At 70.9% G+C, this 24,539-nt stretch carries 19 protein-coding genes; 7 read left to right on the top strand and 12 right to left on the bottom strand.

The window, feature by feature from the left end; translation table 11 throughout:
• Positions 1-50 precede the first annotated feature (50 nt).
• Both lpdA and J7E88_RS11695 read right to left on the bottom strand, forming a co-directional pair.
• Entirely contained in the window at positions 51-1,451 is a 1,401-nt protein-coding gene (gene lpdA, locus J7E88_RS11700) for a dihydrolipoyl dehydrogenase (protein WP_215179841.1), read from the bottom strand.
• A gap of 172 nt (positions 1,452-1,623) precedes the next feature.
• Positions 1,624-2,166: a hypothetical protein gene (locus J7E88_RS11695; RefSeq protein WP_374196267.1), complete on the bottom strand. Its 543-nt coding sequence runs from the start codon at positions 2,164-2,166 to the stop codon at positions 1,624-1,626.
• A 224-nt stretch (positions 2,167-2,390) separates the two neighbouring features.
• Between J7E88_RS11695 and J7E88_RS11690 the strand changes: the two genes are divergently transcribed.
• Positions 2,391-3,629 carry a S8 family peptidase gene (locus tag J7E88_RS11690; RefSeq protein WP_215179840.1) on the top strand — a complete coding sequence of 413 codons (1,239 nt, stop codon included), beginning with the start codon at positions 2,391-2,393 and terminating at the stop codon, positions 3,627-3,629.
• 122 nt (positions 3,630-3,751) lie between these two features.
• Here J7E88_RS11690 and J7E88_RS11685 read toward each other — a convergent pair whose 3' ends face one another.
• Both J7E88_RS11685 and J7E88_RS11680 read right to left on the bottom strand, forming a co-directional pair.
• Complete coding sequence (locus J7E88_RS11685) at positions 3,752-5,254, bottom strand: SulP family inorganic anion transporter (RefSeq protein ID WP_308307481.1); 1,503 nt, start codon at positions 5,252-5,254, stop codon at positions 3,752-3,754.
• 174 nt (positions 5,255-5,428) lie between these two features.
• The gene (locus J7E88_RS11680; protein ID WP_215179839.1) at positions 5,429-6,025 is read right to left on the bottom strand and encodes a carbonic anhydrase; all 597 of its coding nucleotides are present in this window, start codon (positions 6,023-6,025) and stop codon (positions 5,429-5,431) included.
• A 446-nt stretch (positions 6,026-6,471) separates the two neighbouring features.
• Here J7E88_RS11680 and J7E88_RS11675 point away from each other — a divergent pair, with 446 nt between their 5' ends.
• From J7E88_RS11675 to J7E88_RS11660, 4 genes are all read left to right on the top strand, one after another.
• Positions 6,472-7,923 carry an amino acid permease gene (locus tag J7E88_RS11675; RefSeq protein ID WP_215179838.1) on the top strand — a complete coding sequence of 484 codons (1,452 nt, stop codon included), beginning with the start codon at positions 6,472-6,474 and terminating at the stop codon, positions 7,921-7,923.
• Positions 7,924-7,928: 5 nt separating this feature from the next.
• Complete coding sequence (locus J7E88_RS36765; RefSeq protein ID WP_308307471.1) at positions 7,929-8,408, top strand: SpoIIE family protein phosphatase; 480 nt, start codon at positions 7,929-7,931, stop codon at positions 8,406-8,408.
• Positions 8,409-8,524: 116 nt separating this feature from the next.
• Complete coding sequence (locus J7E88_RS11665) at positions 8,525-9,328, top strand: L,D-transpeptidase family protein (RefSeq protein WP_215179835.1); 804 nt, start codon at positions 8,525-8,527, stop codon at positions 9,326-9,328.
• An 81-nt stretch (positions 9,329-9,409) separates the two neighbouring features.
• The gene (locus J7E88_RS11660; RefSeq protein WP_215179833.1) at positions 9,410-11,956 is read left to right on the top strand and encodes a SpoIIE family protein phosphatase; all 2,547 of its coding nucleotides are present in this window, start codon (positions 9,410-9,412) and stop codon (positions 11,954-11,956) included.
• Positions 11,957-11,968: 12 nt separating this feature from the next.
• Here J7E88_RS11660 and J7E88_RS11655 read toward each other — a convergent pair whose 3' ends face one another.
• Positions 11,969-13,015 (bottom strand): cation diffusion facilitator family transporter, encoded by a 1,047-nt coding sequence (locus J7E88_RS11655; RefSeq protein ID WP_215179831.1) that lies wholly within the window; start codon positions 13,013-13,015, stop codon positions 11,969-11,971.
• A gap of 268 nt (positions 13,016-13,283) precedes the next feature.
• Between J7E88_RS11655 and J7E88_RS11650 the strand changes: the two genes are divergently transcribed.
• On the top strand, positions 13,284-13,646 hold the full coding sequence (locus tag J7E88_RS11650; RefSeq protein WP_215179829.1) for a transglycosylase family protein: 363 nt from the start codon (positions 13,284-13,286) through the stop codon (positions 13,644-13,646).
• Between the two features lie 153 nt (positions 13,647-13,799).
• On the opposite strand, the gene J7E88_RS11645 is transcribed toward J7E88_RS11650, so the two are convergent.
• From J7E88_RS11645 to J7E88_RS11625, 5 genes are all read right to left on the bottom strand, one after another.
• A complete protein-coding gene (locus J7E88_RS11645; RefSeq protein WP_215179827.1) occupies positions 13,800-14,294 on the bottom strand; it encodes a peptidylprolyl isomerase in 495 nt (164 codons plus the stop codon).
• A gap of 99 nt (positions 14,295-14,393) precedes the next feature.
• Positions 14,394-17,111, bottom strand: a complete 2,718-nt coding sequence (locus J7E88_RS11640; RefSeq protein WP_215179825.1) for a SpoIIE family protein phosphatase/ATP-binding protein — start codon at positions 17,109-17,111, stop codon at positions 14,394-14,396.
• A 163-nt stretch (positions 17,112-17,274) separates the two neighbouring features.
• Positions 17,275-18,162 carry an arginase family protein gene (locus J7E88_RS11635; RefSeq protein ID WP_215179823.1) on the bottom strand — a complete coding sequence of 296 codons (888 nt, stop codon included), beginning with the start codon at positions 18,160-18,162 and terminating at the stop codon, positions 17,275-17,277.
• Positions 18,163-18,379: 217 nt separating this feature from the next.
• Positions 18,380-19,855, bottom strand: coding sequence for an aspartate ammonia-lyase (aspA, locus tag J7E88_RS11630; RefSeq protein WP_215179821.1), 1,476 nt, complete (start codon positions 19,853-19,855; stop codon positions 18,380-18,382).
• A gap of 129 nt (positions 19,856-19,984) precedes the next feature.
• Positions 19,985-21,007: an asparaginase gene (locus tag J7E88_RS11625; protein WP_215179819.1), complete on the bottom strand. Its 1,023-nt coding sequence runs from the start codon at positions 21,005-21,007 to the stop codon at positions 19,985-19,987.
• A gap of 204 nt (positions 21,008-21,211) precedes the next feature.
• On the opposite strand from J7E88_RS11625, the gene J7E88_RS11620 reads away from it, so the two are divergent.
• Positions 21,212-21,667 (top strand): Lrp/AsnC family transcriptional regulator, encoded by a 456-nt coding sequence (locus J7E88_RS11620; RefSeq protein ID WP_215179817.1) that lies wholly within the window; start codon positions 21,212-21,214, stop codon positions 21,665-21,667.
• A 156-nt stretch (positions 21,668-21,823) separates the two neighbouring features.
• Here the strand turns inward: J7E88_RS11620 and J7E88_RS11615 are convergent, their stop codons facing one another.
• On the bottom strand, positions 21,824-22,288 hold the full coding sequence (locus tag J7E88_RS11615; protein WP_215179815.1) for an SRPBCC domain-containing protein: 465 nt from the start codon (positions 22,286-22,288) through the stop codon (positions 21,824-21,826).
• An 80-nt stretch (positions 22,289-22,368) separates the two neighbouring features.
• On the bottom strand, positions 22,369-24,426 hold the full coding sequence (locus J7E88_RS11610; protein WP_215179813.1) for a phosphocholine-specific phospholipase C: 2,058 nt from the start codon (positions 24,424-24,426) through the stop codon (positions 22,369-22,371).
• Positions 24,427-24,539: the final 113 nt, after the last annotated feature.

Raw genomic sequence — 24,539 nt, 5'->3', positions numbered from 1 at the left:
GCACTCTGCCCGGTGGGGGACTTCCCTGCCGGGCACCGGCGGCTCGCCGCCTACATGTTGATCATGTGGCCGGCCAGTCCGTGGACCGCTTCCTTCACCGCCTCGCCGAGGGTGGGGTGCGCGTGGACATTGCGGGCCACTTCGTGCACCGTCAAGTCCCACTGCTGCGCCAGCGTCAGCTCCGGCAGCAGTTCGGTGACCTCCGGGCCGATGAGGTGGGCTCCCAGCAGCTCCCCGTGCCGGCCGTCGCTGAGGATCTTCACGAAGCCGGCGGGGTCGCCGAGTCCATGGGCCTTGCCGTTGGCGGTGAAGGGGAACTTCTGGACCTGTACGTCGAAGCCGCGCTCCCGCGCCTGCGCCTCCGTCCAGCCGAAGCTGGCGATCTGCGGCTGGCAGTAGGTGGCACGCGGGATCATGATGTAGTCGAGCTCCATGGTCTCCGCGTCCGCGATCGTCTCGGCGGCCACGATGCCCATGGCCTCGGCCGCGTGCGCGAGCATCAGCTTCGCCGTCACATCACCGATCGCGAAGATGTGAGGAACGCTCGTGCGGCAGCGCGCGTCGACATCGACCGCCCCACGATCGGTCAATCGCACACCGGTGTTCTCCAGGCCGTAACCGGTCACGCGCGGCTGGAAGCCGATGGCCTGCAGCACCTTGTCGGCTTCGAGGATCTGGCGCTGCCCGCCCGTCGTCACATGCACGCGCACCTGCGGGCCCGAGTCGTCGATCGCCTCGACACGCGTCGACGTCAGGACGTTGACACCCAGCTTGCGGTACCGGCGGGCGAGTTCGGCGGAGACCTCCTCGTCCTCCAGCGGCACCACCCGGTCCAGGAACTCCACGAGCGTCACCTGCACGCCGTAGTTGTGCAGGACGTATGCGAACTCGACGCCGATCGCACCGGCGCCCGCGATGATGACACTGCCGGGCAGCCGGTCGCTGAGGATCTGTTCCTCGTACGTCACGACCCGCTCGCTCAGGCTCGTGCCCGGCAGCAGCCTCGTCGTGGCCCCCGTGGCGAGGATGCAGTGATCGAAATCGATGCTCTGCTCCGTGCCGTCGGCGGCCCGGACGCGCATGGCGTGCGCATCGGTGAAGACCCCGGTCCCGTCGTACTCGGTGATGCCGTTCTTCTTCATCAGGTAGTGCACACCCTTGACGCGCCCGTCGGCCACCCTCCGGCTGCGCCGGAACGCTTCGGTGTAGTCGAAGTCGACCCCGCCCTCGACGCGGATCCCGAAGGTCTTCGCCTCATGGGTGAACAGATGGGCCAACTCGGCATTGCGCAGCAGCGCCTTGGAGGGAATGCACCCCACGTTCAGGCACACACCACCCCAGTACCGTTCCTCGACCACCGCCACCGACATCCCCAGCTGGGCGCAGCGGACCGCCGCCGTGTAACCACCGGGACCGGCCCCGAGGACCACGACATCGAAGTGTGCACTCATGCCGGCACGATAGGGGGCGGGCGCGCCGTGAGCGGCGCAATCGCCGTGCGATACCAGCCAAATCCACCGGAAGAGCCCGATACGGCGGGCCGGATGCGGGAGGCCGTGCGGGCAGGGACCGGCGGACCCGGTCGGTGGAGGGTTCCGGCCGGGAGGGCCGGAACCCCGTGGTTCACCTGCCGCAGCTGCGCGGGTGATGGATGTCGAGCACGAAGCGCTCCGGCGAGTGGAGCGTGCGCGTCGTGTAGGAGGGTTTGGTGTGGAAGGCGGCTCCGAAGGTGACCACTCCTTCGTAGTCGCCGGTCAGCGCGATGCCTTTGAGGGCGGGCAGCGCGATCTTGGTGAGCCGCGGCCCCTTGTAGACGGACCTGCCCTTGTCGTCATGGGCGGCGGCGGGCGAGAGTCTGATCTCCAGGAAGTGCTTTCCGGCGAGCGGGACCTTCGTCCCCAGGCCGTCGTAGTGCAGCGCCTTCACCGCTGTCACGGTGACCGGCGGCACCTTGCCGCGGATGTCGATGACGATTCTGTCGAACGTGCTGTGGCCGCCCCAGCGCGCGTTGGTGACCAGGGCGGTCGCCGGGGCCGACGACTTGGCCGAGGACGGTGCCGCGGACTGCGAGGCGGAGGCGGGGATCGTGGCTCCGATCCCGGCGGTGAGGAGAATGCTCGCGGCGACCGCCGCGAGACGTGACCGGTGCTGCATGGTGTCCCCCATTTCTTCCTGTGCGGGGACTGCGGTGTCACTGAAGGAGACACGCCGCGAAAAGGAATGGTTGCAGCATTATCGACCCATTTCCTTGATATCTGCGGACGCCGTCCGGAGCCCAGGGCTTCGCCGGGCCGGGCTGTCCGACATCTGTTGCGCTCATGGCATGGGCATGTAATCTCCGCGCTCGGTCAGTGGTAACCCCACCTCGCCCGCCTCCGACAAGGAGTCCCATGCGCCGCATGTCCATATCGGTCAGATCCCGTCTCGCCGGCCCCGGCATCCTCGCCGTCGTCACCGCGACCGCCGCATCGATGCTGCTGTCTCTGCCCGGCGCGGCCGCCGCGACCGGACGGCAGTCCGTCACGAACGGAGCCTCGACCGAGGCGACCGTGCCCGTCACCGCGCCGCAGGCCACCGGCACAGTACGGCCGATCAGCGGTGCCTACATCGTGCGGCTGAAGCCGGGCGCCGACCCCCGCGGCCTCGCGAAGGCCCTGTCCGTGAGTCCGCGCTTCGTCTACGACACCGCGGTGAACGGTTTCGCCGCCGACCTCACCCAGGGCCAGCTGCGCGCGCTCCAGCGCGAGAAGTCCGTCGCCGGCATCGAGCAGGACGCGTGGGTCGACCAGGCCCACGACGACACGCAGACGAACCCGCCGTCCTGGGGCATCGACCGTGTCGACCAGCGGAACCTGCCGCTGTCCACGAGCTACACCTCCACCGCTACCGGTGCGGGCGTCCACGCGTACGTCATCGACACCGGCATCGACGTCTCCCACCCCGACTTCGGCGGGCGCGCGCAGTTCGACCTCAATGTGATCGACCGGAAGGACACCGACTGCGACGGTCACGGCACCCACGTCGCGGGCACCATCGGCTCCCGGACCTACGGCGTCGCCAAGGGCGCCGGCCTGCACGCCGTGAAGATCCTCAACTGCCGAGGCTCCGGACGCACATCGGCGACGATCGAGGCCATCGACTGGGTCACCGCCAACGCCCAGAAGCCGGCGGTCGCCAACACGTCGTGGAACTGGACATGGTCGGACACCCTCGCGGCCTCGCTGACGGCGATGATGGACTCCGGTGTGTTTCTGGCGACCTCCGGCGGCAACACCGGCGCCGACTCCTGCGACCGGCTGCCCCGCGCGCTGACGCAGGCGACGGCGGTCGGCGCGACGACGAGCGCGGACGGCAGGGCGTCCTACTCGTCGACCGGCGCATGCATCGACCTCTACGCACCGGGCTCGGCGATCGTGTCGACCCAGCCGGGCGACACGATCGCCACCTTCAACGGCACGTCCATGGCGACGCCGCACGTCGCCGGGATCGCGGCGCTGTACAAGAGCGCCCACGGTGACACCGGCCAGGCGGCGCTGAGCACCTGGCTGACCGGCAACGCGACGCCCGGGGCCGTCCAGGGTGACCTCGCCGGCACGCCCAACCTGCTCGCGTACACCGGCGGACTCTAGGAGCACGGTGCCGTCCGGACCGGCGCACGGTCCGGCCCGGACGGCCGCGCGAGCGGTGTCGCGTCCGAACACCGCCGCGCGCCGGGGCCGTTCAGGGGCGCGACCGGGGTCGTTCGGCTTCGTCAGGGCAGCAGCGCGCCGGTGGTCTCCGCGTGGCGGATCCGTACGGGTTCGGTCTCCGCGTTGTTGTGCCGGTGCGCCCAGCTCTCGAGGGCGACGCGACAGGCGTGGTCCAGATGGCGCAGACCCGCGAGGTCGAGCTCGATCGGCCGGTCCTGCGGGAGTTCCTCCAACTGTTCGAGAATGCGCGGCAGTCGTAGGAAGGTCGCGTTGCCCGTCAGTGTGACCACGATGCGGCCCCCGGTAAGACGCCGCGTGCCGAGGTGGACGTGCGAGGTCTCCCACGCGGACTTCACCACCGCGAGCAACAGGCCGAGGATCACGCCCTCGAAGAGATTCGTCACGACGACGGCCACGGCGGTCACCGCCAGCAGGACCGCCTCACCGCGGTGTGCGCGCCACAGCGGCAGGAGGTCCTTCACGGGGACGAGCTTGCATCCGGCGTGGACCAGGACACCGGCGAGCGCCGCCAGAGGGATGAGGCCGATGACGGCCGGGAGCAGGGCCGCGAACAGCAGCAGCCACAGACCGTGCGCGATACGGGAGAGGGATGTACGGGCACCGGCCTGGACGTTGGCGGCGCTGCGCACGATCACCGCCGTCATCGGCAGCGCGCCGAGCGCACCGCAGAGAGTGTTGCCCACACCCTGCGCCATGAGTTCCTTGTCGTAGTCGGTGCGCGGACCGCCGTGCATGCGGTCGACCGCCGCGGCGCTGAACAGGCTCTCCGCCGAGGCGATGAGGGCGAACGCCAGCACCGTGCCGATGACCGCCGTGCTGCCGAGCTGCCCGAAGTCCTCCGCGCCGGGCGGCCGGACGGCTTCCAACAGCCCGCTGACCTCGACCGTCGCCGGCGACAGACCAGTCCCGGCGGTGACTGCGGTGGCGAGCGCGACCGCGGCCAGCGGGCCGGGGACCATACGCACCCGCGCGGGCAGCCGCGGCCACAGGACCAGCACGGCGACAGTGGCCGCGCCGATGGAGAAGGCCGACAGGGCGGCGGTGCTTGCGGCGATCTCGGCGGCGAGTCCAGGCAGACCGGCCAGCTTGCCGAGGCCGCTGCTCGGCTGCGCCGTGTCCGCCATGGCGTAGATCTGCCCCAGCACGATCACCAGTCCGATGCCCGCCAGCATGCCCTGCACGACGGAGACGGAGATGGCACGGAACCACCGGCCGAACCGCGCGGCTCCCAGGGCGATTTGGAGCACTCCGGCGGCCAGCACGATCGGACCGAGCGCGCCGAGGCCGTGTTCCTGGACGGTTTCGAGGACGAGGACGGTCAGCCCGGCTGCCGGGCCACTGACCTGGAGGGAACTGCCGGGCAGCGCGCCGACGACGAGACCGCCGACGATGCCGGTGATCAGGCCGAGCTCGGCGGGCACGCCGGAGGCGACGGCCACACCGACGCACAAGGGCAGTGCGACCAGGAAGACGACGACGGAGGCGAGCAGGTCGCGTCGTACGACCTGGGGGCTGATGATGCCGAAGGGACGAGTAGGTGACACCACGGGCGAGGGTCCTCAAGGTACGGTCCGGCCCGGCCGTGGCGGGCCGGTGCGCGGAGGAGGTGGGGGAAACGTGCATGGCACGGCGACCGGGGCGTGCGCCTCCGTGTCACGCGTGTGCAGGGGGGAGTCAGGGCCGAACTCAGCCCCGGGGCAGCCGCGTTGGGCTGAGCGTCAGATCGCGTCGAATACGTCGGCGGTGCCGGGCCGGTGGACGCTGACGGTGCCGGTGTGCACCTCGTAGTACCAGCCGTGCAGCCTCAGCGAGCCGTCCTGGAGGCCCTCCCGCACAGCGGGATGGCCGCGGAGTGTCTCCAGTTGCGCAAGCACATGCTGCTGCACGGCCCGAGCCAGGTCGGGGGAGTCCTCGGCGGAGCGCTGCACGCGTGTGGTGTGCTCCAGCCACTCCCGCACCGCGGGCATCGAGGACAGATCGTCGCCGCGGACCAGGGCCCCCACCGCGCCGCAGTGGGAGTGTCCGCAGACGACGATGTCGCGGACGGAGAGCACACGCAGCGCGTATTCGATGGTGGCCGCCTCGCCGGCGGGCCGGCCCTGCGGCGGGTAGGCCGGAACGATGTTGCCCGCCGTGCGGAGTTCGAACAACTCGCCGGGGCGGGCGCCGGTGATCCACGCGGGGACGACGCGTGAGTCCGAGCAGGTGATGAAGAGGACCTCCGGGGCCTGGCCGTCCGCGAGGGGCATGAACTCCTGCGCGTTGCCGGCGACGTGCTCCGCGAAGGACCGGGCGTGGTCGATGAGCGACTGCATGATGGCCTGCCTCCTGCATCGCGACGTGCGCCGCGGTGCGGTGTGGTCGGGTCAGATGGGCATGTTCTCGACTGGTCGACGTGTCTACTGGTCGACGCGTCTACTGGTCGACGCGTCGACAGGGCGTCGGGGTGGGCGCCTGGCCTCGCGTCCCGATTTCCTCGCGGCGACCGCTCGGGGTTGGGGCGACCGCCGTCTGCGGTCCGATTCTGCTCGGCCGCCACTACCGGGACTTTACCAGCGCATTACCTTGTGATGACAGATCACAAATACGCCAAGCCTCCCGGCCGCACGACTCATTCTTTGCGCCGGCCGGCGACACCGAGGCGGCCTCCGGTCGGATCGATTCCGGGGAGGCGGCACCAGCGCGGCCACTTCCATCGGCGGGACACCTCGGCCATCATGATCGGGCGTCAGCGATGCCGTCCGCAAAGAAGGTGACGCCCATGGCCGGGTACCGGATGGGACACGGCGTTTTGCGCCGCAAACCCATTGAGCAGATCGAAGAGCCCGACGTCCATCAACGGCTGACCCGGACCCTCGGGCTCTGGCAGCTCACCGCCATCGGCGTCGGCGGCATCATCGGCGCGGGCATCTTCAGCCTGGCCGGTGCCGTCGCCAACGGCACCGCGGGTCCGGCCGTGCTGGTCTCGTTCCTGGTCGCGGGTGTCGCCAGCGCCGCGGCCGCCTTCTCGTACGCCGAGTTCGCGGGCATGATCCCGAAGGCCGGGTCGGCGTACACCTACGGATACGCGGTCCTCGGCGAACTGGCGGGCTGGTTCATCGGCTGGGACCTCCTGCTGGAGTACACGGCGATCGTGGCCGTCGTGGCGATCGGCATCTCCGGGTACTTCAACTTCCTCATCGAGTCGATGGGCGCCGAGGTGCCGGCCTGGATGCTGGGCGCGCCCGGCACCGGTGACGGACACAGGGTCGACCTGTTCGCGGTGCTGCTCTGCCTGCTGATCGCCTACCTCCTCACGCTCGGCATCAAGAACGCGGCCCGCTTCGAGACGGGTGTCGTGGTGCTGAAGGTGCTCGTCGTCCTGCTGGTGATCGGCGTCGGAGTGGTGCACATCGACACCGGCAACTACGACCCCTTCTTCCCGTACGGTGTCGGCGGAGCATTCACCGGAGCGGCGACGGTGTTCTTCGCGGTCTTCGGATACGACGCGATGTCGACGGCGGCCGAGGAGTCCAAGGACGCCCAGCGGCACATGCCGAAGGCGATCGTCTACTCGCTGGCCATCTCGATGGTGCTCTATGTGCTCGCCTGCCTCGTTCTGACGGGCATGCAGAACTACCGCGACATCGACAGGGAGAGCGGCTTCTCCACGGCCTTCCAGTCGGTGGGGCTCGCCGGGCTCGCCAACGTGATCGCGGTCGGTGCCATCATCGGCATCCTCACCGTCATGTTCACGTTCATGCTGGGCGTCACCCGTGTCTGGTTCTCCATGAGCCGGGACGGGCTGCTGCCGAAATGGTTCGCGAAGACGCACGAGACCCGACATGTGCCGACCCGGGTGACGTGGATCGTCGGCTTCGCCTCGGCGGCCATCGCGGGCTTTCTGCCGATCGGCGAGGCCGCCGAACTCACCAACATCGGCATCCTGCTGGCCTTCGTGGTGGTGTGCATCGCCGTGATCGTGCTGCGCTACCGCCGGCCCGACCTGCCGCGCACCTTCCGCTGCCCGGGAATGCCGGTGGTGCCCTCGCTGGGCGTGATCTTTTCGGTCTGGCTGATCACGTTCCTGCAGTGGCAGACATGGGCACGGTTCGCGGTCTGGTTCCTGCTGGGGCTTGTCGTCTACTTCGCCTACTCCTACCGCAAGTCGGAGCTGGCCAAGGCGGAAGCCGCGGCGGAGACGGGGGCCGGGCCGGGGGCGCCCGGAAGCTGACAGGAGTGGCGGGCCCGGCCGTCCCATCGGCCGGGCCGCTCGTCGGGGTCAACCGAGTCCGGCACGTCGGCGGGTCCCCGGTTGCGAGGACACATCCTCTACGACCCCGCCACCGGGCGCGCCTGCATCGGCAGCGCACGTCACCGCCCTCCGCTCGTGCTCCATCCCGGACTGCACTGTCGGAGACCGTCGACGCCGTCCTCGGCGTCGACGGTCTCGGTGTGGGTGGTCACCCCTTCGGCGCGATGTGGATCGACCTGCCGGAAGGCGCCACGCTCGCGCTGTACACCGACCATCTGATCGAGGCCCGCGGCCAGGACATCGAGGTGGGCCTGGCCGCCGTATTCGCCGAACTGTCCCGGTCCACCGGGCAGTTGGAGGAGACCGCGGACCGCTTGGTCGAGAACCTGCTGCTGGGTCCTCCGACCGACGACACGGTGTTCGCTCTCGCCCGGGTCCGTCGCAGCACCCCGCGCCACCCGTAGTCCGGACAGGCGGTCGGTGCCCCGGTCGAGTGAGTGTGCGGTCCGGGTGACAGAGGCGGGCGCGGACCGGGTAGGCATTGCCGCGTTGTGCCCCGAGCGCCGGAGGATGCTGTCCCATGCCCCTCACCCCCCACAACGGCGCCGCAAGGTGGCTGGTGCCCTTTCTCTGCCTGGCACCGCTGCTCGCCGGCTGCACCGAGGAACCGCGCACACCTGCCTCGCCGTCAGCACCGCCCTCCGCCTCCGCCGCCTTCTCGGCACCGCCGCCGACTGCCGGGCCGCCCGGCAGGCACGCCACCAGGGAGGACGCCCGGCCCCGGGCCGTGGCCGGGCGCCTTCCCGGGGTCGGGCCGGCCACCGGCTCCCGTATCCCCGGCGGCACGCGCCAGGCCCTGGTGGTCATCGGGGAGACGCCGGACACCAGCGTGGCCACCGCAGTGCTCTACGAACAGGACGGGACACGGCGGTGGCGCCGCACCGCCGGACCGTGGCCCGCGCACAACGCCCTGCGCGGCTGGACGTCCGAGCACTGGGAGGGTGATCTGCGCACACCGATCGGCGTCTTCGGGCTCGGCAATGCGGGCGGTCGGTTGCCGGACCCCGGGGCCCTGCTGCCTTACGACCAGAACGAGGAATTCGCCGCCCTGGGCACCGGCTTCCTCGGCGAACCCCTGGAGGGCTCCTTCGACCATGTGGTGGCCATCGACTACAACCGGATCCCGGGCACGACCCCGCTGGACAGGGAGAGGCCGCTGGGCACCGAGCGGGGCGGCGGTGTGTGGATCCATGTCGACCACGCCGGTCCCACCCAGGGGTGCATCTCGCTGCCCCGGGAAGCCATGCGGGAACTGCTGCGCGCCCTCGACCCCGACAAGCAGCCCGTGATCGTCATGGGCCCTGCCGCCGAACTCGCACAGTGACGACCCCGCGCGGACGGCCCGGTGGCGACGCCGTCACGGCGCGGCTTGTGCGCGTATGAGCCGGGGTGGATTCTGGAGGTCATGAACACTGCCGGTTCAGCCGCCACGAGTCCGTGGCACGCGGCGAACATATGGACCGCATGGAGCGTTCCGGAGAGTGCTGAGCTGGGTGGCCCTCTCGACGTCGCCGTGGCGGCCACGGTGGTTCTCGATGCCTGGAACACGGTCATCGGGTGGAGTCCCGCGGCCGCCTCCCTGCTCGGCTACTCGGGCGAGGAGGTCATCGGGCGGCCCGTCGACATGCTCCTGGGTGCCCACCCGGTCGAGAAGCCCGGTCGCACGGTGCACGACCTCCCGCCCAGTGGCAGCGACACACGCCTGGCCCGGCACCGGGACGGCCGTTCGCTGCAAGTGGTCGTCCTCGTGTGCCCGCTCGCGGGAGGCGGTGCGGCGACGCGGATCCTGGTGATAGCCGAACTGGAGAGCCTGCGCCTGTCGGAGACCCGGAAGGCCATGCTCAACGGTCTGACCACCCAGTCGGCGATCGGACTGGCCGTCTACGACACCGATCTGCGGCTGACCTGGGCGAACACGGCACACGACCTCGAAATGGGCCGCCCGCTCGCCGAGTACCGCGGCAAGGCCCCCGATGAGCTGTACCCCGACGGCACCCTGTTGACCATGGGCGGGCGCACGCTCGATGACGTCATGCAACGGGTGATCGACACCGGCGAACCCGTGATCGACCTGCATTTCCGGGGCCCGATGCCCAGCGATCCGGGCAAGGACCACGTCTGGTCGTGTTCGTACTACCGGCTCCTGGACGCCGACGGTCGTGTGCTGGGGGTGTGCGAGGACGCCTTCGACATCACGGACCGTTACGAGGTCCAGAACCGTCTGGCCCTGCTCGTCGAGGCGGGACGACGGATCGGGACCACGCTGGACGTCGTCGTCACGGCACGGGAGATCGCGGACGTGGCCGTGCCCGACTTCGCGGGCGTCGTCACGGTCGACGTCGAGCGTGCCGTGCTGGAGGGCGGGGACCCGGCCACCGATGTGCCGACCGGCGCGGCGTTCGTCCGCGTCGCCACCGGTTCGGACCCGCGGTCCGCAGCGGAGGCCGTGACGCCGGTGCCGTACGCCGAGGACGGCGACCCGCTGCCCGGGCGCGAGGGCGAGCCGGTCCGCCTCGTGCGGTACCCACGCGGCTCGCCACAGCTGCGCAGTCTGTCGTCGGGCGGCCGGGTGCTCGACGACAACACTCTGGTCGTGCCACTGCGAAGCCGCGGCGGCACGATGGGCCTGGTCACCTTCGTGCGCACCGGCCGTCCCGCCGTCTTCGACAACGGCGAGGTCGCGCTCGCGGACGAGTTGACCGCCCGCGCCGCCGTGTCCATCGACAACGCCCGCCGCTTCACCCGCGAACGCGTCGCGTCGCTCACCCTCCAGCGCCAGCTGCTGCCCCAGCACCTGCCGCCGCAGCCCGCGGTGGACGTCGCCCACCGGTATCTGCCCACCGACGCCGTGACCGGGGTCGGCGGCGACTGGACGGACGTCATCCCGCTCTCCGGCACACGGGTCGGCCTCGTCGTCGGGGACATCGTCGGCCACGGACTGCAGGCGGCGGCCACCATGGGCCGGCTGCGCACGACCGTGGAGGCGCTCGCCAGGCTCGACATGCCGCCCGACGAACTGCTGACGCGGCTGGACGATCTGGTCGGCCGGTCGCCGGAACGACAGCCCGACCTGCTGGACAACACCGCGGAGTCCCATGTCGCGACAGCGGCGGGCACGGGCGCCCCGGTCATCCCACAGCCGGATGTGGCCATCGGCGCGACCTGCCTGTACGCCGTCTACGATCCGGTCTCCTGCCGCTGCTCGATGGCGCGCGCCGGGCACATGCCGCCGGCGATCGTGAAACCCGACGGCTCCTGCGTCTTCCCCGACCTGCCGGCCGGACCGCCGCTGGGGCTCGGGGGAATGCCGTTCGAGGCCATGGAGATGGAGCTGCCGGAGGGCAGCCTGATCGCGCTGTTCACCGACGGCCTGGTCGAGGCGCGCGACCGCGACATCGACGTGGGGCTCGACCGGTTGGGACGGGTACTCGGCGGCGGCCACGCGCGTCCGCTGGAGGAGTTGTGCGACCGGGCGGTGACCGAGTTGCGGCCCGACGGCTCGTCGGCGGACGACACCGCCCTGCTCCTCGTCCGTACGCGTCAGCTCGGCACCTCCCAGGTCGCCGTCTGGCAGCTTCCGGCGGAGGCGGTCGTGGTCGGCCGCGCACGCGAACTGGTCACCGGTCAGCTGAGCGACTGGGGCCTGGACGAACTGTCGTTCGCGACCGAACTCGTCGTCAGCGAGCTGGTCACCAACGCCATCAGATATGCCGAGGGGCCGTTGCATCTGCGCCTCATCCGCGACCGGGCCCTGTTGTGCGAGGTCGCCGACGCCGGCCACACCTCCCCGCATCTGCGCCACAGCACGGTCGAGGACGAAGGCGGCCGGGGGCTGTTCATCGTCGCCCAGCTCGTGCAGCGGTGGGGCACGCGGTACACGAGCTCGGGCAAGATCATCTGGACGGAGCAGAAGTTTCCCTCGGACCGGATCCAAGGCTCGGACCGGCTCTGAGGCGCCGGCGGATCATGCCGCGTGGTGGGTGAGCGGTGCGTGCGGGTCGGCCGCGCCGGGCAGGGGCGCGGGGTCGGCATGGACCAGGGCTGCGGTCAGCCGGGGGAGCGCGTGCAGCAGCGCGTGTTCGGCGTCCACGGCCACCCTGTGCGCTTCGAGCACAGTCAGCCGGCCGTCGACCACGACGGCCACCTCGGCCCGCAGGCGGTGCCCGATCCAGCGCAGCCGCAGCTCACCCACGGCCCGCACGCCACGTACGCCCTTCAGCGACTGCTCGGCCGCATCCATCAGGGCCGGGTCGACCGCGTCCATCACCCGGTGGAAGACCTCCCGGGCGGCATCCCGCAGCACCAGCAGGATCGCCGTGGTGATGGCGAGGCCGACGATCGGGTCGGCCAGGCGCCAGCCCAGGGCCGCGCCGCCGGCGCCGAGCAGGACCGCCAGCGACGTGAAGCCGTCGGTGCGGGCGTGGAGCCCGTCGGCGACCAGCGCCGCCGAGCCGATCCTGCGGCCGGTGCGGATGCGGTAGCGGGCGACCCACTCGTTGCCCGCGAAGCCGATCAGGGCCGCCGCGGCGACCGCGCGCAGGTGGCTCACCTCCCGGGGGTGCAGCAGCCGGTCCACGGACGACCACGCGGCGAACGCCGCCGAGGCGGCGATGGTCAGGACGATGACGATGCCGGCCAGGTCCTCCGCCCTCCCGTAGCCGTAGGTGAACCGGCGCGTGGCCGCTCTGCGGCCGAGGACGAAAGCGACGCCCAGCGGCACCGCGGTGAGGGCGTCGGCGGCGTTGTGCACGGTGTCGCCCAGCAGCGCCACCGAGCCCGACAGAGCCACCACGACCGCCTGCGCGGCCGCCGTGGCGCCGAGGACGGCCAGCGAGATCCACAGCGTCCGGATGCCCTGGGCCGACGCCTCCAGCGCCCGGTCGACCTTGACGGCCGACTCGTGGGAGTGCGGGCGGAACAGGTGCGCGGCCCGGTGACGCATGCGGGACCACCCACCGGCGGGGCCGTGGTGGTGTGCGTGGTCGTCGTGTGTGTGCTCTGTCCCCTCCATGCGGGCTACCGTCGCACGCGAAACCCATTGCGGCTACAGCTGTCCTACCGCCTCTGACCAGGTGCGACACGCTCGCAGATGCGGCCTTTCGGCCGCTGGGCACTCAGGTCACCACAATGCTCGTGACAACCCGACCCGAGACCCGCCCGTACGGCGAGCGCGGCACCCGATGGATGCAACAATGCGTGCCGCCTTCGTCACCTGCATCTATGGTCATGGACACCCTGCCCCGTCGCTGTGGCAGGTTTGCCGTTCAGAAAGGCGCCTGATGCCTCGTCAATACAACGCCTCCGAAACACGAATCCGCGTCGTAGCAGGCCTGTACGTTGCTGCCTCCGCCTCACTCGTCCTGCTGCTGGCCGCTCCCGGCGCCCACGCGGACGCCGCCCGGTCGGGCCCACGGGTCGACTGGAACGCCATCGCCCGGTGCGAGTCCAGCGGCAATTGGCAGGCGAACACGGGCAACGGGCACTACGGGGGTCTGCAGTTCACCCGTTCGAGCTGGCGGGCCGCAGGAGGCCTGAGATACGCGCCGCGCGCGGATCTGGCCACGAAGTCGGAGCAGATCGCGACGGCGAGGAGACTCGCGGAGATCCAGGGCATGGGCGCCTGGACCTGCGCCCGGCGCTGACGGCACCGGCGACGACGACAACAGCAACGGCCGGCACGGCGCCTCGCAGCGCCGCTCGCCGTCCCGCGCACCGGGCCCCCGGCCGAAAACGCCCGTGGTCCGGAACCGTTCGGCCGGTTCCGGACCACGGGCGTGTGACGATCGCGTCCGTGATCAGCCTTCGAGAACGCCCGACTTGGCGATCGTGACCTTCGACTTGACCGCGCCGCTGCGCGAGCCCAGCGACTCGATCCGCTTCACCACGTCCATGCCCTCGACGACCTCGCCGAAGACGACGTGCTTGTTGTCCAGCCAGTCGGTGACGATCGTGGTGATGAAGAACTGCGAGCCGTTCGTGTTCGGGCCCGCGTTGGCCATGGAGAGCTGGCCCGGCTTGGTGTGCTTGATCTGGAAGTTCTCGTCCGGGAACTTCTCCCCGTAGATGCTCCGGCCGCCCGTGCCGTTGCCGGCCGTGAAGTCGCCGCCCTGGAGCATGAAGTCAGGGATGACACGGTGGAAGGACGAGCCCTCGTAGCCGAAGCCGTGCTCGCCCGTGGCGAGCTCGCGGAAGTTCTTGGCGGTCTTGGGGACCACGTCGTCGAACAGGGTGAAGACGATCCGGCCGGCGGGCTGGTCGTCGATCGTGATGTCGAAGTACACATTGCTCATGACTGCATCCTGACATCTGCCGTCACCGCGGCGCACACCAGGCACACCCTCCGCACGCGTCGACCGGTGCGTCACATCGCAGGCGGCACACAGGCAGCGTCACAGACCGAGCAGCAGCTCCTGCGGCAGGTGACCGTCCGTCAGGGACTGCTCGGTCCAGATCACCTTCCCCGTCGGTGTGTACCGCGTTCCCCACCGAGACGCCAACTGGGACACCAGGAACAGGCCGCGCCCGCCCTCGTCGGTGGTGGCGGCACGGCGCAGGTGGGGCGACGTGCTGCTGCCGTCGGAGACCTCGCAGACCAGGGTGCGCTCGTACAGAAGCCGTACATGGATCGGCTCGGAGCCGTAACGGATCGCGTTGGTGATCAATTCGCTCAGCACGAGTTCCGTGGTGAAGCCCACATCGTCCAGCCCCCACTGCTGGAGCCGGCGGCTGCAGGCGTTGCGCACCGGAGCGACGGCCGCGGGGTCGCGGGGGACGTCCCATGTGGCGACCCGGTCCGGATCCAGCAGGCGGGTGCGTGCCACGAGCAGGGCGATGTCGTCGCGGCGCGCCGTGGGCAGCATGGTGCTGATCACCGCCTCGCAGATGTCCTCGGGCGCGCGGTCGGCGTGGTCGGACAGCACCGCTCGCAGAGCCTCCAGGCCGGCGTCGATGTCCCGGCTGCGGTGCTCGACGAGGCCGTCGGTGTACAGCACCAGCCGGCTGCCCTCGGGCAGGTGCACCTCCGTGGCCTCCGTCGGCAGTCCGCCCAGGCCCAGCGGAGGCGCGACGGGCACCTCGATGAACTGCACGCTCCCGTCCGGATGCACCAGGGCCGGCGCCAGATGCCCGGCCGTCGCCATGCTGCACAGGCCGGAGACCGGATCGTAGATCGCGTACAGGCAGGTGGCTCCGGTGGTCCCTTCGCCGTCATCGACGGGCTCGTCCTGGTCGATGCGGCTGACCAGTTCGTCGAGACGGGTCAGCAGTTCGTCCGGGGGCAGGTCGAGCGTGGAGAAGTTGTGGACCGCTGTCCGCAGGCGGCCCATGGTCGCCGCGGCGTGCAGCCCGTGGCCGACGACGTCGCCGACGACGAGCGCGACCCGCGCCCCGGGCAGCGGGATCACATCGAACCAGTCGCCCCCCACCCGGGCCTGCGCGGGCAGATACCGGTACGCGATGTCCAGGGCGCCCTGGCTGGGCAGCACGTGGGGCAGCAGGCTGCGCTGGAGCGTCTCGGCCATGCGGTGCTCACGGGTGTAGCGGCGGGCGTTGTCGATGGCGACAGCGGCGCGGGCGGCCAGCTCCTCGGCGAAGGACAGATCCTCTTCCTCGAACGGATCGGGCCGCGCCGAACGCCAGAAGTTGACCATGCCCAGCACCCCGCCGCTGCCCGGCAGCGGTGCCGTGATCAGCGAGTGGACGCCGTAGGCGAGGGCGTCGTCGGCACCCTGCTCGTCCTGCGCCCGCCAGGCGTCTGCGACGGTCAGATCGGCCTCGAGCACCGCGTGACCTCCGGCCATGGCAGCGGCCATCGGCGTGACATGGGCGACGAAATGGATCACGTCTCCCACCGGCTGGAAGGGATGGTCCGCCCGAATGCCGCTCAGCGCGGCGCGGCGCATCGCCGTGGGCGCCGGCGAGGGCTCGTCCCCCTGCAGCACCGCCTCGGGCAGCTCGACGGTGACGAAGTCGGCGAATCGGGGAACCGCCACCCGCGACAGCTCCTCCGCCGTGCGCACCACGTTCAGCGTGGTCCCGATCCGCACACCGGCCTCGTAAAGGATCTTCAGCCGTTCCCGGGCCACCTCGGCCGTGCCGGCCAGCGCCCGGAGCTCGGTGGTGTCGCGGAGCGTCGCCACGTTGCCGGAGCTCCCGCCGTACGGGGCGGTCGGCCGCGTGCTCACGGCCAGCAGCCGGTCCCCGGCCAGATGGACCTCGTCGGTCACGGGACGGTCGGAGGCCAGCAGATCGGCGATGGCCGTGTCGAGGCCCAGCCCGTCGACGGGGCGTCCGTCGGCGTCGGGCGGCAGCTCCAGGAGCCGGCGCGCCTCGTCGTTGGCCAGCATCAGACGGTGGTCGCCGCCGATGATCAGGACGCCTTCGCGCACCGCGTGCAGGACCGCGTCGTGGTGCTCGTACATCCGGGTCATCTCGGCCGGGCCGATGCCGTGTGTCTGCCGCCGCAGGCGCCGGCTCACCAGGGCAGCGCTGCCCGTGGCCAGTGCGAGCGCGGCGGCGGCAGAGGCGAGGAGCATCGGGAGCTGCCGGTCCACGGCATTGCCGACGTTCTCGATCTGCACACCCGCAGCGACCAGACCGATGACCGAACCGTCAGGGGCCGTGACGGGGACGACCGCCCGTGCGGCGTCGCTCGGAGCTCCTTGGAAGATCTCCGTGAACGCTTCCCCGGCCGCGGCCCGCTCGACCCTCTCGCTGACCTTGCCGACGAGGCTGGGATCGGTGTCGGCGTACCGGGTGCCGTCGGGCGCCATCACCGTGATGAAGTCGACCCCCGACTCCCGCCCGGCACTGGCCATGAGGGGCTGGAGGGCGGCGGTGGGCTCGGGGGACCGCAGAGCGGCCACGATTCCCGGAGCATGGGCGAAGGAGGCGGCCGCGGCCAGCGACCGGTTCTGCGCCTCCTGCTCACTGTCGTGCCGCGCCTGCAGGACGAGGGCGATCACGGCGGCCGCGATCAGCAGCACCGCGACCACGACCTGGAGGAAGAGGACCTGCCCGGCCACGGTGCGGGAACCGAGCACGGACTGTGGGCCGCCGCGCAGGGAGCGCCGAGAGGCGTCGAGCCTGTCGAGCCTGTGCCGGTTCATGGGTCTCCTCCCGGGACCTGACGTCCGTGGCGGGCGGACCTCCGATGCGGCGGCCGGGCGGCCTGAGGCCGGGCCGAGGTGACGGCCCGATCATGACCTTTCTAGCATCGCATGCACCTTTTGGTGGATCGCGGTGACCCAGGAGGCGCCGGGCGGCTGCCGCTCAGCCGGTGCGTGCCGACAACCCCCGGCGCAGGCACTCCACGAGGCGCGTGGCCATCGTTCCTCCCGGATCCAGGCGGGGGTTGAAGATGGTGACGTCCAGGCCCCGCGCCCGTTCGTCGGCCAGTGCCGTCCCGAGCACCGCCTCCAACTCCTCCCAGGTCAGCCCGCCCGGGAGCCGGTAGTCGACGGCCGGCATGACGGCGTCGTCCAGGACATCCACGTCGAGGTGCACCCAGAACCCGGCCGTCTCCTCGGCGGTGAGCCTCTCGACCGCCACCCGTGCCGCAGTGGCGGCGCCCGTCGCGCGCACACGGCCGAGCCCCATCGCGTGCAGCCGCCGCGGCAGCGGCTGCATCCCGGCCTCTGCGGATTCGGCCTCGTCGCGGAAACCGAAGGCGACGACGTCCTCGTCCCGCAGCAGCGGTCCGCGGCCTTCGAGGTCGGTGAGGATTCGCGGGCCACGCCCCGTTGCCAGGGCCAGCTCCATCGAGGCCGCCTCACCGGCCGGCTCCGCCGACGGCTGGTAGAAGTCGGTGTGGCCGTCGAGGAAGAGCAGACCGTGGCGTCCGCGGCGGTGCAGGGCGAGGAGATTGCCGAGCAGGATGCTGCAGTCCCCGCCGAGCACGAGCGGGAACCCGCCGCGCCGCAGCACGTTGTCGACCGCGTCCGCCAGCTCGACCGAATACCGCGCGATACCGGCGGCGTTGAGGATCCCGGTGTCCTCGTCCCGCCTCGGGTCGTACGCCGGAGCCTCGATCCTCCCGGCCCGTACGGCCCCCAAAAGGGTCGCCAGCCCGGCGTCCAGCAGGGCCTCGGGAAGGTCTTGGACGCCGGACGGCCGGAGCCCCAGGACGGACGGCGCCTCGATGATCTCCAGTGCCGGCATGTGCGAACCCCTTCGTCGGCGAGACGGCCGCAGGAACCGGCACGGCTCCCCGCACGGCTCCCGGCCCCGGCACGGCACGGCCCGGCTCCGGGCCGGGCCGCTGCGCAACGGCCGCGGACCGGACCCTATGCCGAGCGCTCGGGGGCGCTCCGGAGCAACGCCGCAAGGGTGGCTCCCGCGAACGAGAGCCACCCGCCGGGGCCCGCAGGCGCGCGGCTCAGCCGGTGACCGGCCCACCCGTCGCCGCGGCCGGGACGTGGGGACGCGTGGGATTGACGTGGGGACGCGCGAGGTTGTCGGGAAGCAGGACGAGCTGTAGCTCAGCGCTGGTCAAAAGCCCCTTGTCGAGCACCAGTTCATGGACGCTCCGGCCGGTCGCCAGCGCCTCCTGGGCGACGGCGGTGGCCTGCTCGTACCCGATGTGCGGGTTCAGCGCGGTCGCGAGGCCGATGGACCGGGTGACGAGATCGGCGAGGTGCTCGCGGTTGGCGGTGATTCCGGTGACACAGCGTTCGGCGAGGGTCAGGCAGCCGGCCCGCAGATGGGTCAGGCTCTTGAGCAGACTGTGGGCGATGACCGGTTCGAAGGCGTTCAGCTGGAGCTGGCCGGCCTCGGCGGCCATGGTCACCGTGATGTCGTTGCCGATGACCTCGAAGGCGATCTGGTTGACGACCTCGGGGACGACGGGGTTCACCTTGCCCGGCATGATGCTGGACCCCGCCTGCACCGACGGCAGGTTGATCTCGGCGAAGCCCGCGCGCGGTCCGCAGGACAGCAGCCTGAGGTCGTTGCAGACCTTGGAGAGCTTGACGGCGATCCGCTTCAGCACGCCCGACAGCTGGACGAACGCCCCGGCGTCCTGGGTCGCTTCGACGAGGTCGGCGGCGACCGTCAGGGGCAGTCCGGTGATGGCGCGCAGATGGCGGCAGGCCAGCGCGGCGTAATCGGGGTGGGCGTTGAGCCCGGTGCCGATGGCGGTGCCGCCGAGATTGATCTCGCGGATCAGCTCGCGTGCCTCGGCCAGGCGCCTCTGGTCCTCGGCCAGCATGACGGCGTACGTGGCGAATTCCTGGCCCAGCGTCATGGGCACCGCGTCCTGGAGCTGGGTGCGGCCCATCTTCAGGACGTCCGCGAACTCCTCCGCCTTCGAAGCGAACGCCGTGCGGAGCACCTCCATGGCGTCCAGCAGCCGCTGTGCGGTGAAGTCGAGCGCGATCTTGACGGCGGTCGGGTAGACGTCATTGGTGCTCTGGCCCGCGTTGACGTCCTCCAGCGGGTGCAGCTGTCCGTACTCGCCCTTGCGGTGACCTAGGAGCTCCAGAGCGCGGTTGGCGACGACCTCGTTGGCGTTCATGTTCGTCGAGGTGCCCGCACCACCCTGGATCACGTCCACCACGAACTCGCCGTGGAGCCGCCCGGCCCGTATTTCCTCACAGGCGCTCACGATCGCGTCCGCCTTGCGGCCGTCCAGCAGACCGAGGTCACGGTTGGCGAGCGCCGCCGCCTGCTTGACGCAGGCCAGTGCGGTGACGAGGTCCGGGTAGGCGGCGACGGGCGTGCCGGTGATGGGGAAGTTCTCCACCGCCCGCAGGGTGTGGATGCCGTAGTACGCGTCGCCGGGTACGTCCCGGTCGCCGAGCAGATCGTGCTCGCTGCGGGTTCCGGCGTGGACGGGGTCCTGGTGCGTGGCCATGGAGGTTCGGGCTCTCCTGTCGCGTGGGTACGCGGAGTCGGGGCGAAGGGTGAAGAGGGAAGGAAGAGGGGGAGAGGAGGCCGGCGGTGCCCGCGTGCGCCGCGTGGGCAGGGACCGGCCGGCAGGCGGCTAGGCCCGGGTGAGCGCGGCCGGAGAGGCGGCGTCGGCCGGCAGGGGAGTGACGAGCGCGTGGCGCAGTACCTCGTCGCGCTCCTGGGGGTCGGTGGCCGCGAGCAGGGCGGTGAGCACCGCGATACGAGTCTGCCCGGCCCGCAGTGTGCCGGCGGGCACGGCCCCGGCGGCCACCAGGTCGACCGCCCCGCCGTGCGTGTAGATCTCGGAGACCGGTCCGGCATGGACACGTGTGGTGAGCGCGACGAGCACGCCACGCGACCGCGCGGAGGCGACGGCCTCGACGGTCTCGGGGGTCGCGTTGCCGGCGCCGGTGGCCACCAGGACGATTCCCTGCGCACCCGCGTCGACGGCCGCGTTCAGCAGGAACGGGTCGGCGTCGCAGTGGTGCATCACCATGTCGACGCGGGGCGGGGTGTGGGGCATCTCCGGGAGCGGCAGGCCGGCGGGGCGCTGGGGCAGACGGAGGACCGAGACCCGTCCGAAGCCCACGTTGCCGACGCGGGCGCCGGACGGGTCGGCGAAGGCGTCTGCCGCCAGCGTCTGGGTCTTGACCGTGCCCCGGGCGGCATGCACCTTGCCGTCGAAGGCGATCACGACGCCGAGGCCGCGAGTCGTCGCCGCGGTCAGCAGCGCGTCGTGGAGGTTGCCGGGCCCGTCGCCGTCGGCGGCGTCGAGCGGCAACTGAGCGCCGGTGAAGACGACCGGGCGCGGGTCGTCGTGATGCAGGTCGACGAGGAAAGCCGACTCCTCCAGGGTGTCCGTGCCGTGCGTGACGACGATGCCGTCCACGTCCGGGTCGGTGAGCACCTCGTGCACGGTGCGCAGCAGCGTGAGCTGGTGGGCGGTGGTGAGGCGGGGGCTGTTGACGCTGAACAGGTCGACGATCTCGATGGCGACCCCCTCGGGGACCGGCGCGGTCGCCATGACCTCCTGGCCGTGGGCGTCGGCGGCGAACCCGGCTCCCTGCCAGCGGCTGGCTATGGTTCCGCCGGTGCTGATGACGACGATCCGTCCCATCTGCCTTCTCCTCGTCGGTGCCCTGTCGGGGCTGTGGGTCGCGTGGGGAACACGTGGCCCGGTCGGCTCCAGGCCCGGCCGGGCCACGTCCCATGGCTGTTCCGTGCACTACGGAGCAGCGAACGCAATGATAGAAGGATTGTCCCGCAATATGATTGCTAGTTCGACTCGCTGTCCGGCGTGACTGTGGTGGATGATTGCGTCATGGACGCGATCGACCACGCAATCTTGCGCGAGCTTCAGAACGACGGGCGCCTCAGCAATCAGGAACTGGCCCAGCGGGTGGGCCTGACTCCCTCGCCCTGCATGCGCCGTGTCCGGCAACTGGAACAGGACGGCGTGATCCGGGGCTACCGCGCGGTCGTGGACCCCGAGGCGGTCGGGCGCAGCTTCGAGGTGCTCGTCTCCATCGAGGTGAAGCGCGACCGTGCGGCGGTCGAGGCCTTCGAGGCCGCGCTCCAGGACATCCCCGACGTCGTCGAGGCCTACCGGCTGTTCGGCAGCCCGGGGTGCCTGCTGCGGATCGCGGTGGCAGACCTGCGCGCGTACGAGCAGCTGTGGATCGAGAAGCTGACCGCGCTGTCCGGCGTCACCGAGGTCAACTCGCAGATCATCATGAAGCGGATCAAGGAGCCCTACGGACTGCCCGTGGACGGCTGACGGCCGGCGTTCTCCCGGCGGCCGCCTCCCTGTATGCCGGCTACTGAGAGGGGTACGGGACGGTGCTGCGGCCCGACGGCAGGACCGCCGTCGGGGATCATGAGGGCGGGCAGGGCCGACGACTTCGCCCTCGCCCGCCGCCGTACGGCCGACAGCTCACGCGGGGCCGGCCTCGACGAGCCGGGCCAGGTTGTCGAGCGCCATCCGCGTGCCCGTCTCGTTGTCGGCTGCGGGCACACTGTCCGGGATTCCCTCGTGCACCACGAGGACTTCGGTGCCGCCGTCCGCCTCGGTGAGCGTCGTCGTCATCGTCATCTCACCCCCGAGCGCCGGATCCGCCGTCTCGAACGCGAACACTTCGACCACCTGCTCGTCCTCCACCAGCCTCACGAAGCGGCCGTGGTACGTGTCTCTACACGCACCGGACTTGCCGACGGCGTCCGGCGCCTCGTACGTGAGCGAGATGCGGAACGAGCCGCCCTCGCGGGCGTCGAACTCGTGCACATGGCTGCTCATTCCGGCCGGCACCCGCCACCGTGCGATCGCGGTCGCATCGAGCAGCGCCCGGTAGACGGCGGAGCGAGGGGCCCTCACATGACGGGAGATCCGCGTCGTGTACACGTGAAGAGCGTAACGGCCCTCCATGCGCCGCAGGGGCATCCGGGCGGCCGCGTCGGCGACCGCCCGGATGCCGGCACGGGTCAGGCCGTGCGGATCGCCGGGTCGCTCACCCCCGGGGCGCCGGTCTCCACATGACCGGCGAAACGGCGCAGGAACACGGTGTTCGTGTCGGACACCACCGACACGTCGTACCAGCGCCCGGTGCCACTCAGATCCACCGTGTGCGTCACCCTTCCCCCGGCGGGCAGCGCGAGCGTCCGGGACGCGCCGCCGTAGGTGTTGCGGATCGTGACGTTCGCGGCAGCGGTGCCCGAGTTGGTCAGCGTGAGATCCAGGTTCCCCGTCGCCGCGTTGTGGCGGGCCCTCACCTCGGGTGTCACGGTCTTCCCCGGGCTCCTGAAAACGCGCAGGAAGCCGTTCGGGCCGTGCACGGTGAGGTGGTGCGTGCCCTTGGAGTAGGCGGAGTTCCAGGTGTCGGAGACTTCCCTGCCCGCCTCGGCCGTGTACGTCCATGGCGCATCGGTGCGGTTCGCCGACGTGACGTAGAACTGCGCTCCGGCCGCGGCCCCCGGACCGAAGGCGAGGGCGATGCGGCCGTCGGCCGTGTTGACGGCAGCGTCGACGTAGGGCGCGTAGGGCAGTGCCCGGGTGGGTCGCGCACCGGGCTCTTGCGCCGGCAGGCTGCCCACGGCGGGCGGCGTGGGACGGTAGTCGGGGTGGCGCTCGTGGTCCGGCGGCTCGTACGCCGCTGTGTCGGGCAGGGTCACGGGAGCGGTGTCCTCGGTGCCGAAGTCGAAGGCGGAGGTGAGGTCCCCGCAGATCGCGCGGCGCCAGGGGGAGATGTTGGGCTCGCTCACGCCGAAGCGGCGCTCCATGAAGCGGATGATCGAGGTGTGGTCGAAGACCTCGGAGCACACATAGCCGCCGGTGCTCCACGGGGAGACGACGAGCATCGGCACACGCGGACCGAGGCCGTAGTTGCCCGCAGCGTAGGAGCTGCCGCCCTCGTAGAACTCGGTGGAGGTGTCCACGGTGGACTTGCCCTGCGCGGCGGAGGCAGGCGGGTACGGGGGCACGATGTGGTCGAAGAAGCCGTCGTTCTCGTCGTAGGTGATGAACAGGGCGGTCCTGCTCCACACCGCCGGGTTCGACGTCAGCGCGTCCAGGACGCCCGCGATGTACCAGGCACCGTAGTTCGAGGGAAAGTTGGAGTGCTCGGTGAAGGCTTCGGGGGCGGCGATCCAGGAGATGCGGGGGAGCGTGCCCGCCCGCACGTCGGCCCGCAGGCCGTCGAAGTACCCGTCGCCGTTCTTGACGTCGGTGCCGGTGCGGGCCTTGTCGTGGAGCGGGTCGCCGGGCCGGGCGTTGCGGTACCGGTTGAAGTACAAAAGCGAGTTGTCGCCGTAGTTCCCGCGGTAGGCGTCACTGATCCAGCCCCAGTGACCGGCGGCGTCCAGGCCGTCGCCCGTGTCCTGATAGATCCTCCAGGAGATTCCCGCCTGCTCCAGCCGCTCGGGATAGGTCGTCCAGCCGTACCCGGCCTCCTCGTTGCCCAGCACGGGGCCGCCGCCGGTGCCGTCGTTGCCGGTGTGGCCCGTCCACATGTAGTACCGGTTGGGGTCGGTGGCCCCGATGAACGAGCAGTGGTAGGCGTCGCACACGGTGAACTTGTCGGCGAGCGCGTAGTGGAAGGGGATGTCGTCCCGGTTGAGGTAGGCCATCGTCGTCGGGGTCTTGGCGGGCACCCACTGGTCGTACCTGCCGTTGTTGAAAGCTTTGTGACCACCCGCCCAGTCGTGATTGAGCCCCTGGAGGAACTGCATCCCGAGATCGTCGGCCGTGGGATGGAAGGGGAGCGTCTCCTTCTTGCCGTCCGCCTGGTGCCAGACCGACTTGCCGCTGGGGAGCGTTACCGGACGCGGATCGCCGAAGCCCCGTACGCCCTTGAGCGCGCCGAAGTAGTGGTCGAACGAACGGTTCTCCTGCATCAGCACCACGATGTGCTCGACGTCCTGGATGGTGCCGGTGCGGCGGGCCGCGGGGATGGCCGCGGCGCGCTCGATGCTGCTCGACAGCGCGGCGAAGCCCGCCGTCGCGCCCGCGATCTGGAGGAAACGGCGCCGGTTGATGTCAGGCATGTGTGGCCTCTTGGGGGGTTGGGAAACAGAAGCGACCGGAATCCTCCAAGAGCGGCGAGGGGAAGGGAAGAGGCCGAGGCTGCTGTTCCGGTGAACTGTGGCTGTACGGGGCT

The sequence above is a fragment of the Streptomyces sp. ISL-10 genome, from assembly GCF_018614575.1.
GTDB lineage: Bacteria > Actinomycetota > Actinomycetes > Streptomycetales > Streptomycetaceae > Streptomyces.
Note: the sequence above shows the minus strand (reverse complement) of the source record. Positions and strands in the feature narration are given on the sequence as shown.

Bases quoted from the DNA above. Each gene is read 5' to 3' on its own strand.
- lpdA (WP_215179841.1), bottom strand. From the start codon at position 1,451: ATGAGTGCACACTTCGATGTCGTGGTCCTCGGGGCCGGTCCCGGTGGT.
- J7E88_RS11695 (WP_374196267.1), bottom strand. From the start codon at position 2,166: ATGGGGGACACCATGCAGCACCGGTCACGTCTCGCGGCGGTCGCCGCG.
- J7E88_RS11690 (WP_215179840.1), top strand. From the start codon at position 2,391: ATGCGCCGCATGTCCATATCGGTCAGATCCCGTCTCGCCGGCCCCGGC.
- J7E88_RS11680 (WP_215179839.1), bottom strand. From the start codon at position 6,025: ATGCAGTCGCTCATCGACCACGCCCGGTCCTTCGCGGAGCACGTCGCC.
- J7E88_RS11675 (WP_215179838.1), top strand. From the start codon at position 6,472: ATGGCCGGGTACCGGATGGGACACGGCGTTTTGCGCCGCAAACCCATT.
- J7E88_RS11665 (WP_215179835.1), top strand. From the start codon at position 8,525: ATGCCCCTCACCCCCCACAACGGCGCCGCAAGGTGGCTGGTGCCCTTT.
- J7E88_RS11660 (WP_215179833.1), top strand. From the start codon at position 9,410: ATGAACACTGCCGGTTCAGCCGCCACGAGTCCGTGGCACGCGGCGAAC.
- J7E88_RS11655 (WP_215179831.1), bottom strand. From the start codon at position 13,015: ATGGAGGGGACAGAGCACACACACGACGACCACGCACACCACCACGGC.
- J7E88_RS11650 (WP_215179829.1), top strand. From the start codon at position 13,284: ATGCCTCGTCAATACAACGCCTCCGAAACACGAATCCGCGTCGTAGCA.
- J7E88_RS11645 (WP_215179827.1), bottom strand. From the start codon at position 14,294: ATGAGCAATGTGTACTTCGACATCACGATCGACGACCAGCCCGCCGGC.
- J7E88_RS11640 (WP_215179825.1), bottom strand. From the start codon at position 17,111: ATGAACCGGCACAGGCTCGACAGGCTCGACGCCTCTCGGCGCTCCCTG.
- J7E88_RS11635 (WP_215179823.1), bottom strand. From the start codon at position 18,162: ATGCCGGCACTGGAGATCATCGAGGCGCCGTCCGTCCTGGGGCTCCGG.
- aspA (WP_215179821.1), bottom strand. From the start codon at position 19,855: ATGGCCACGCACCAGGACCCCGTCCACGCCGGAACCCGCAGCGAGCAC.
- J7E88_RS11625 (WP_215179819.1), bottom strand. From the start codon at position 21,007: ATGGGACGGATCGTCGTCATCAGCACCGGCGGAACCATAGCCAGCCGC.
- J7E88_RS11620 (WP_215179817.1), top strand. From the start codon at position 21,212: ATGGACGCGATCGACCACGCAATCTTGCGCGAGCTTCAGAACGACGGG.
- J7E88_RS11610 (WP_215179813.1), bottom strand. From the start codon at position 24,426: ATGCCTGACATCAACCGGCGCCGTTTCCTCCAGATCGCGGGCGCGACG.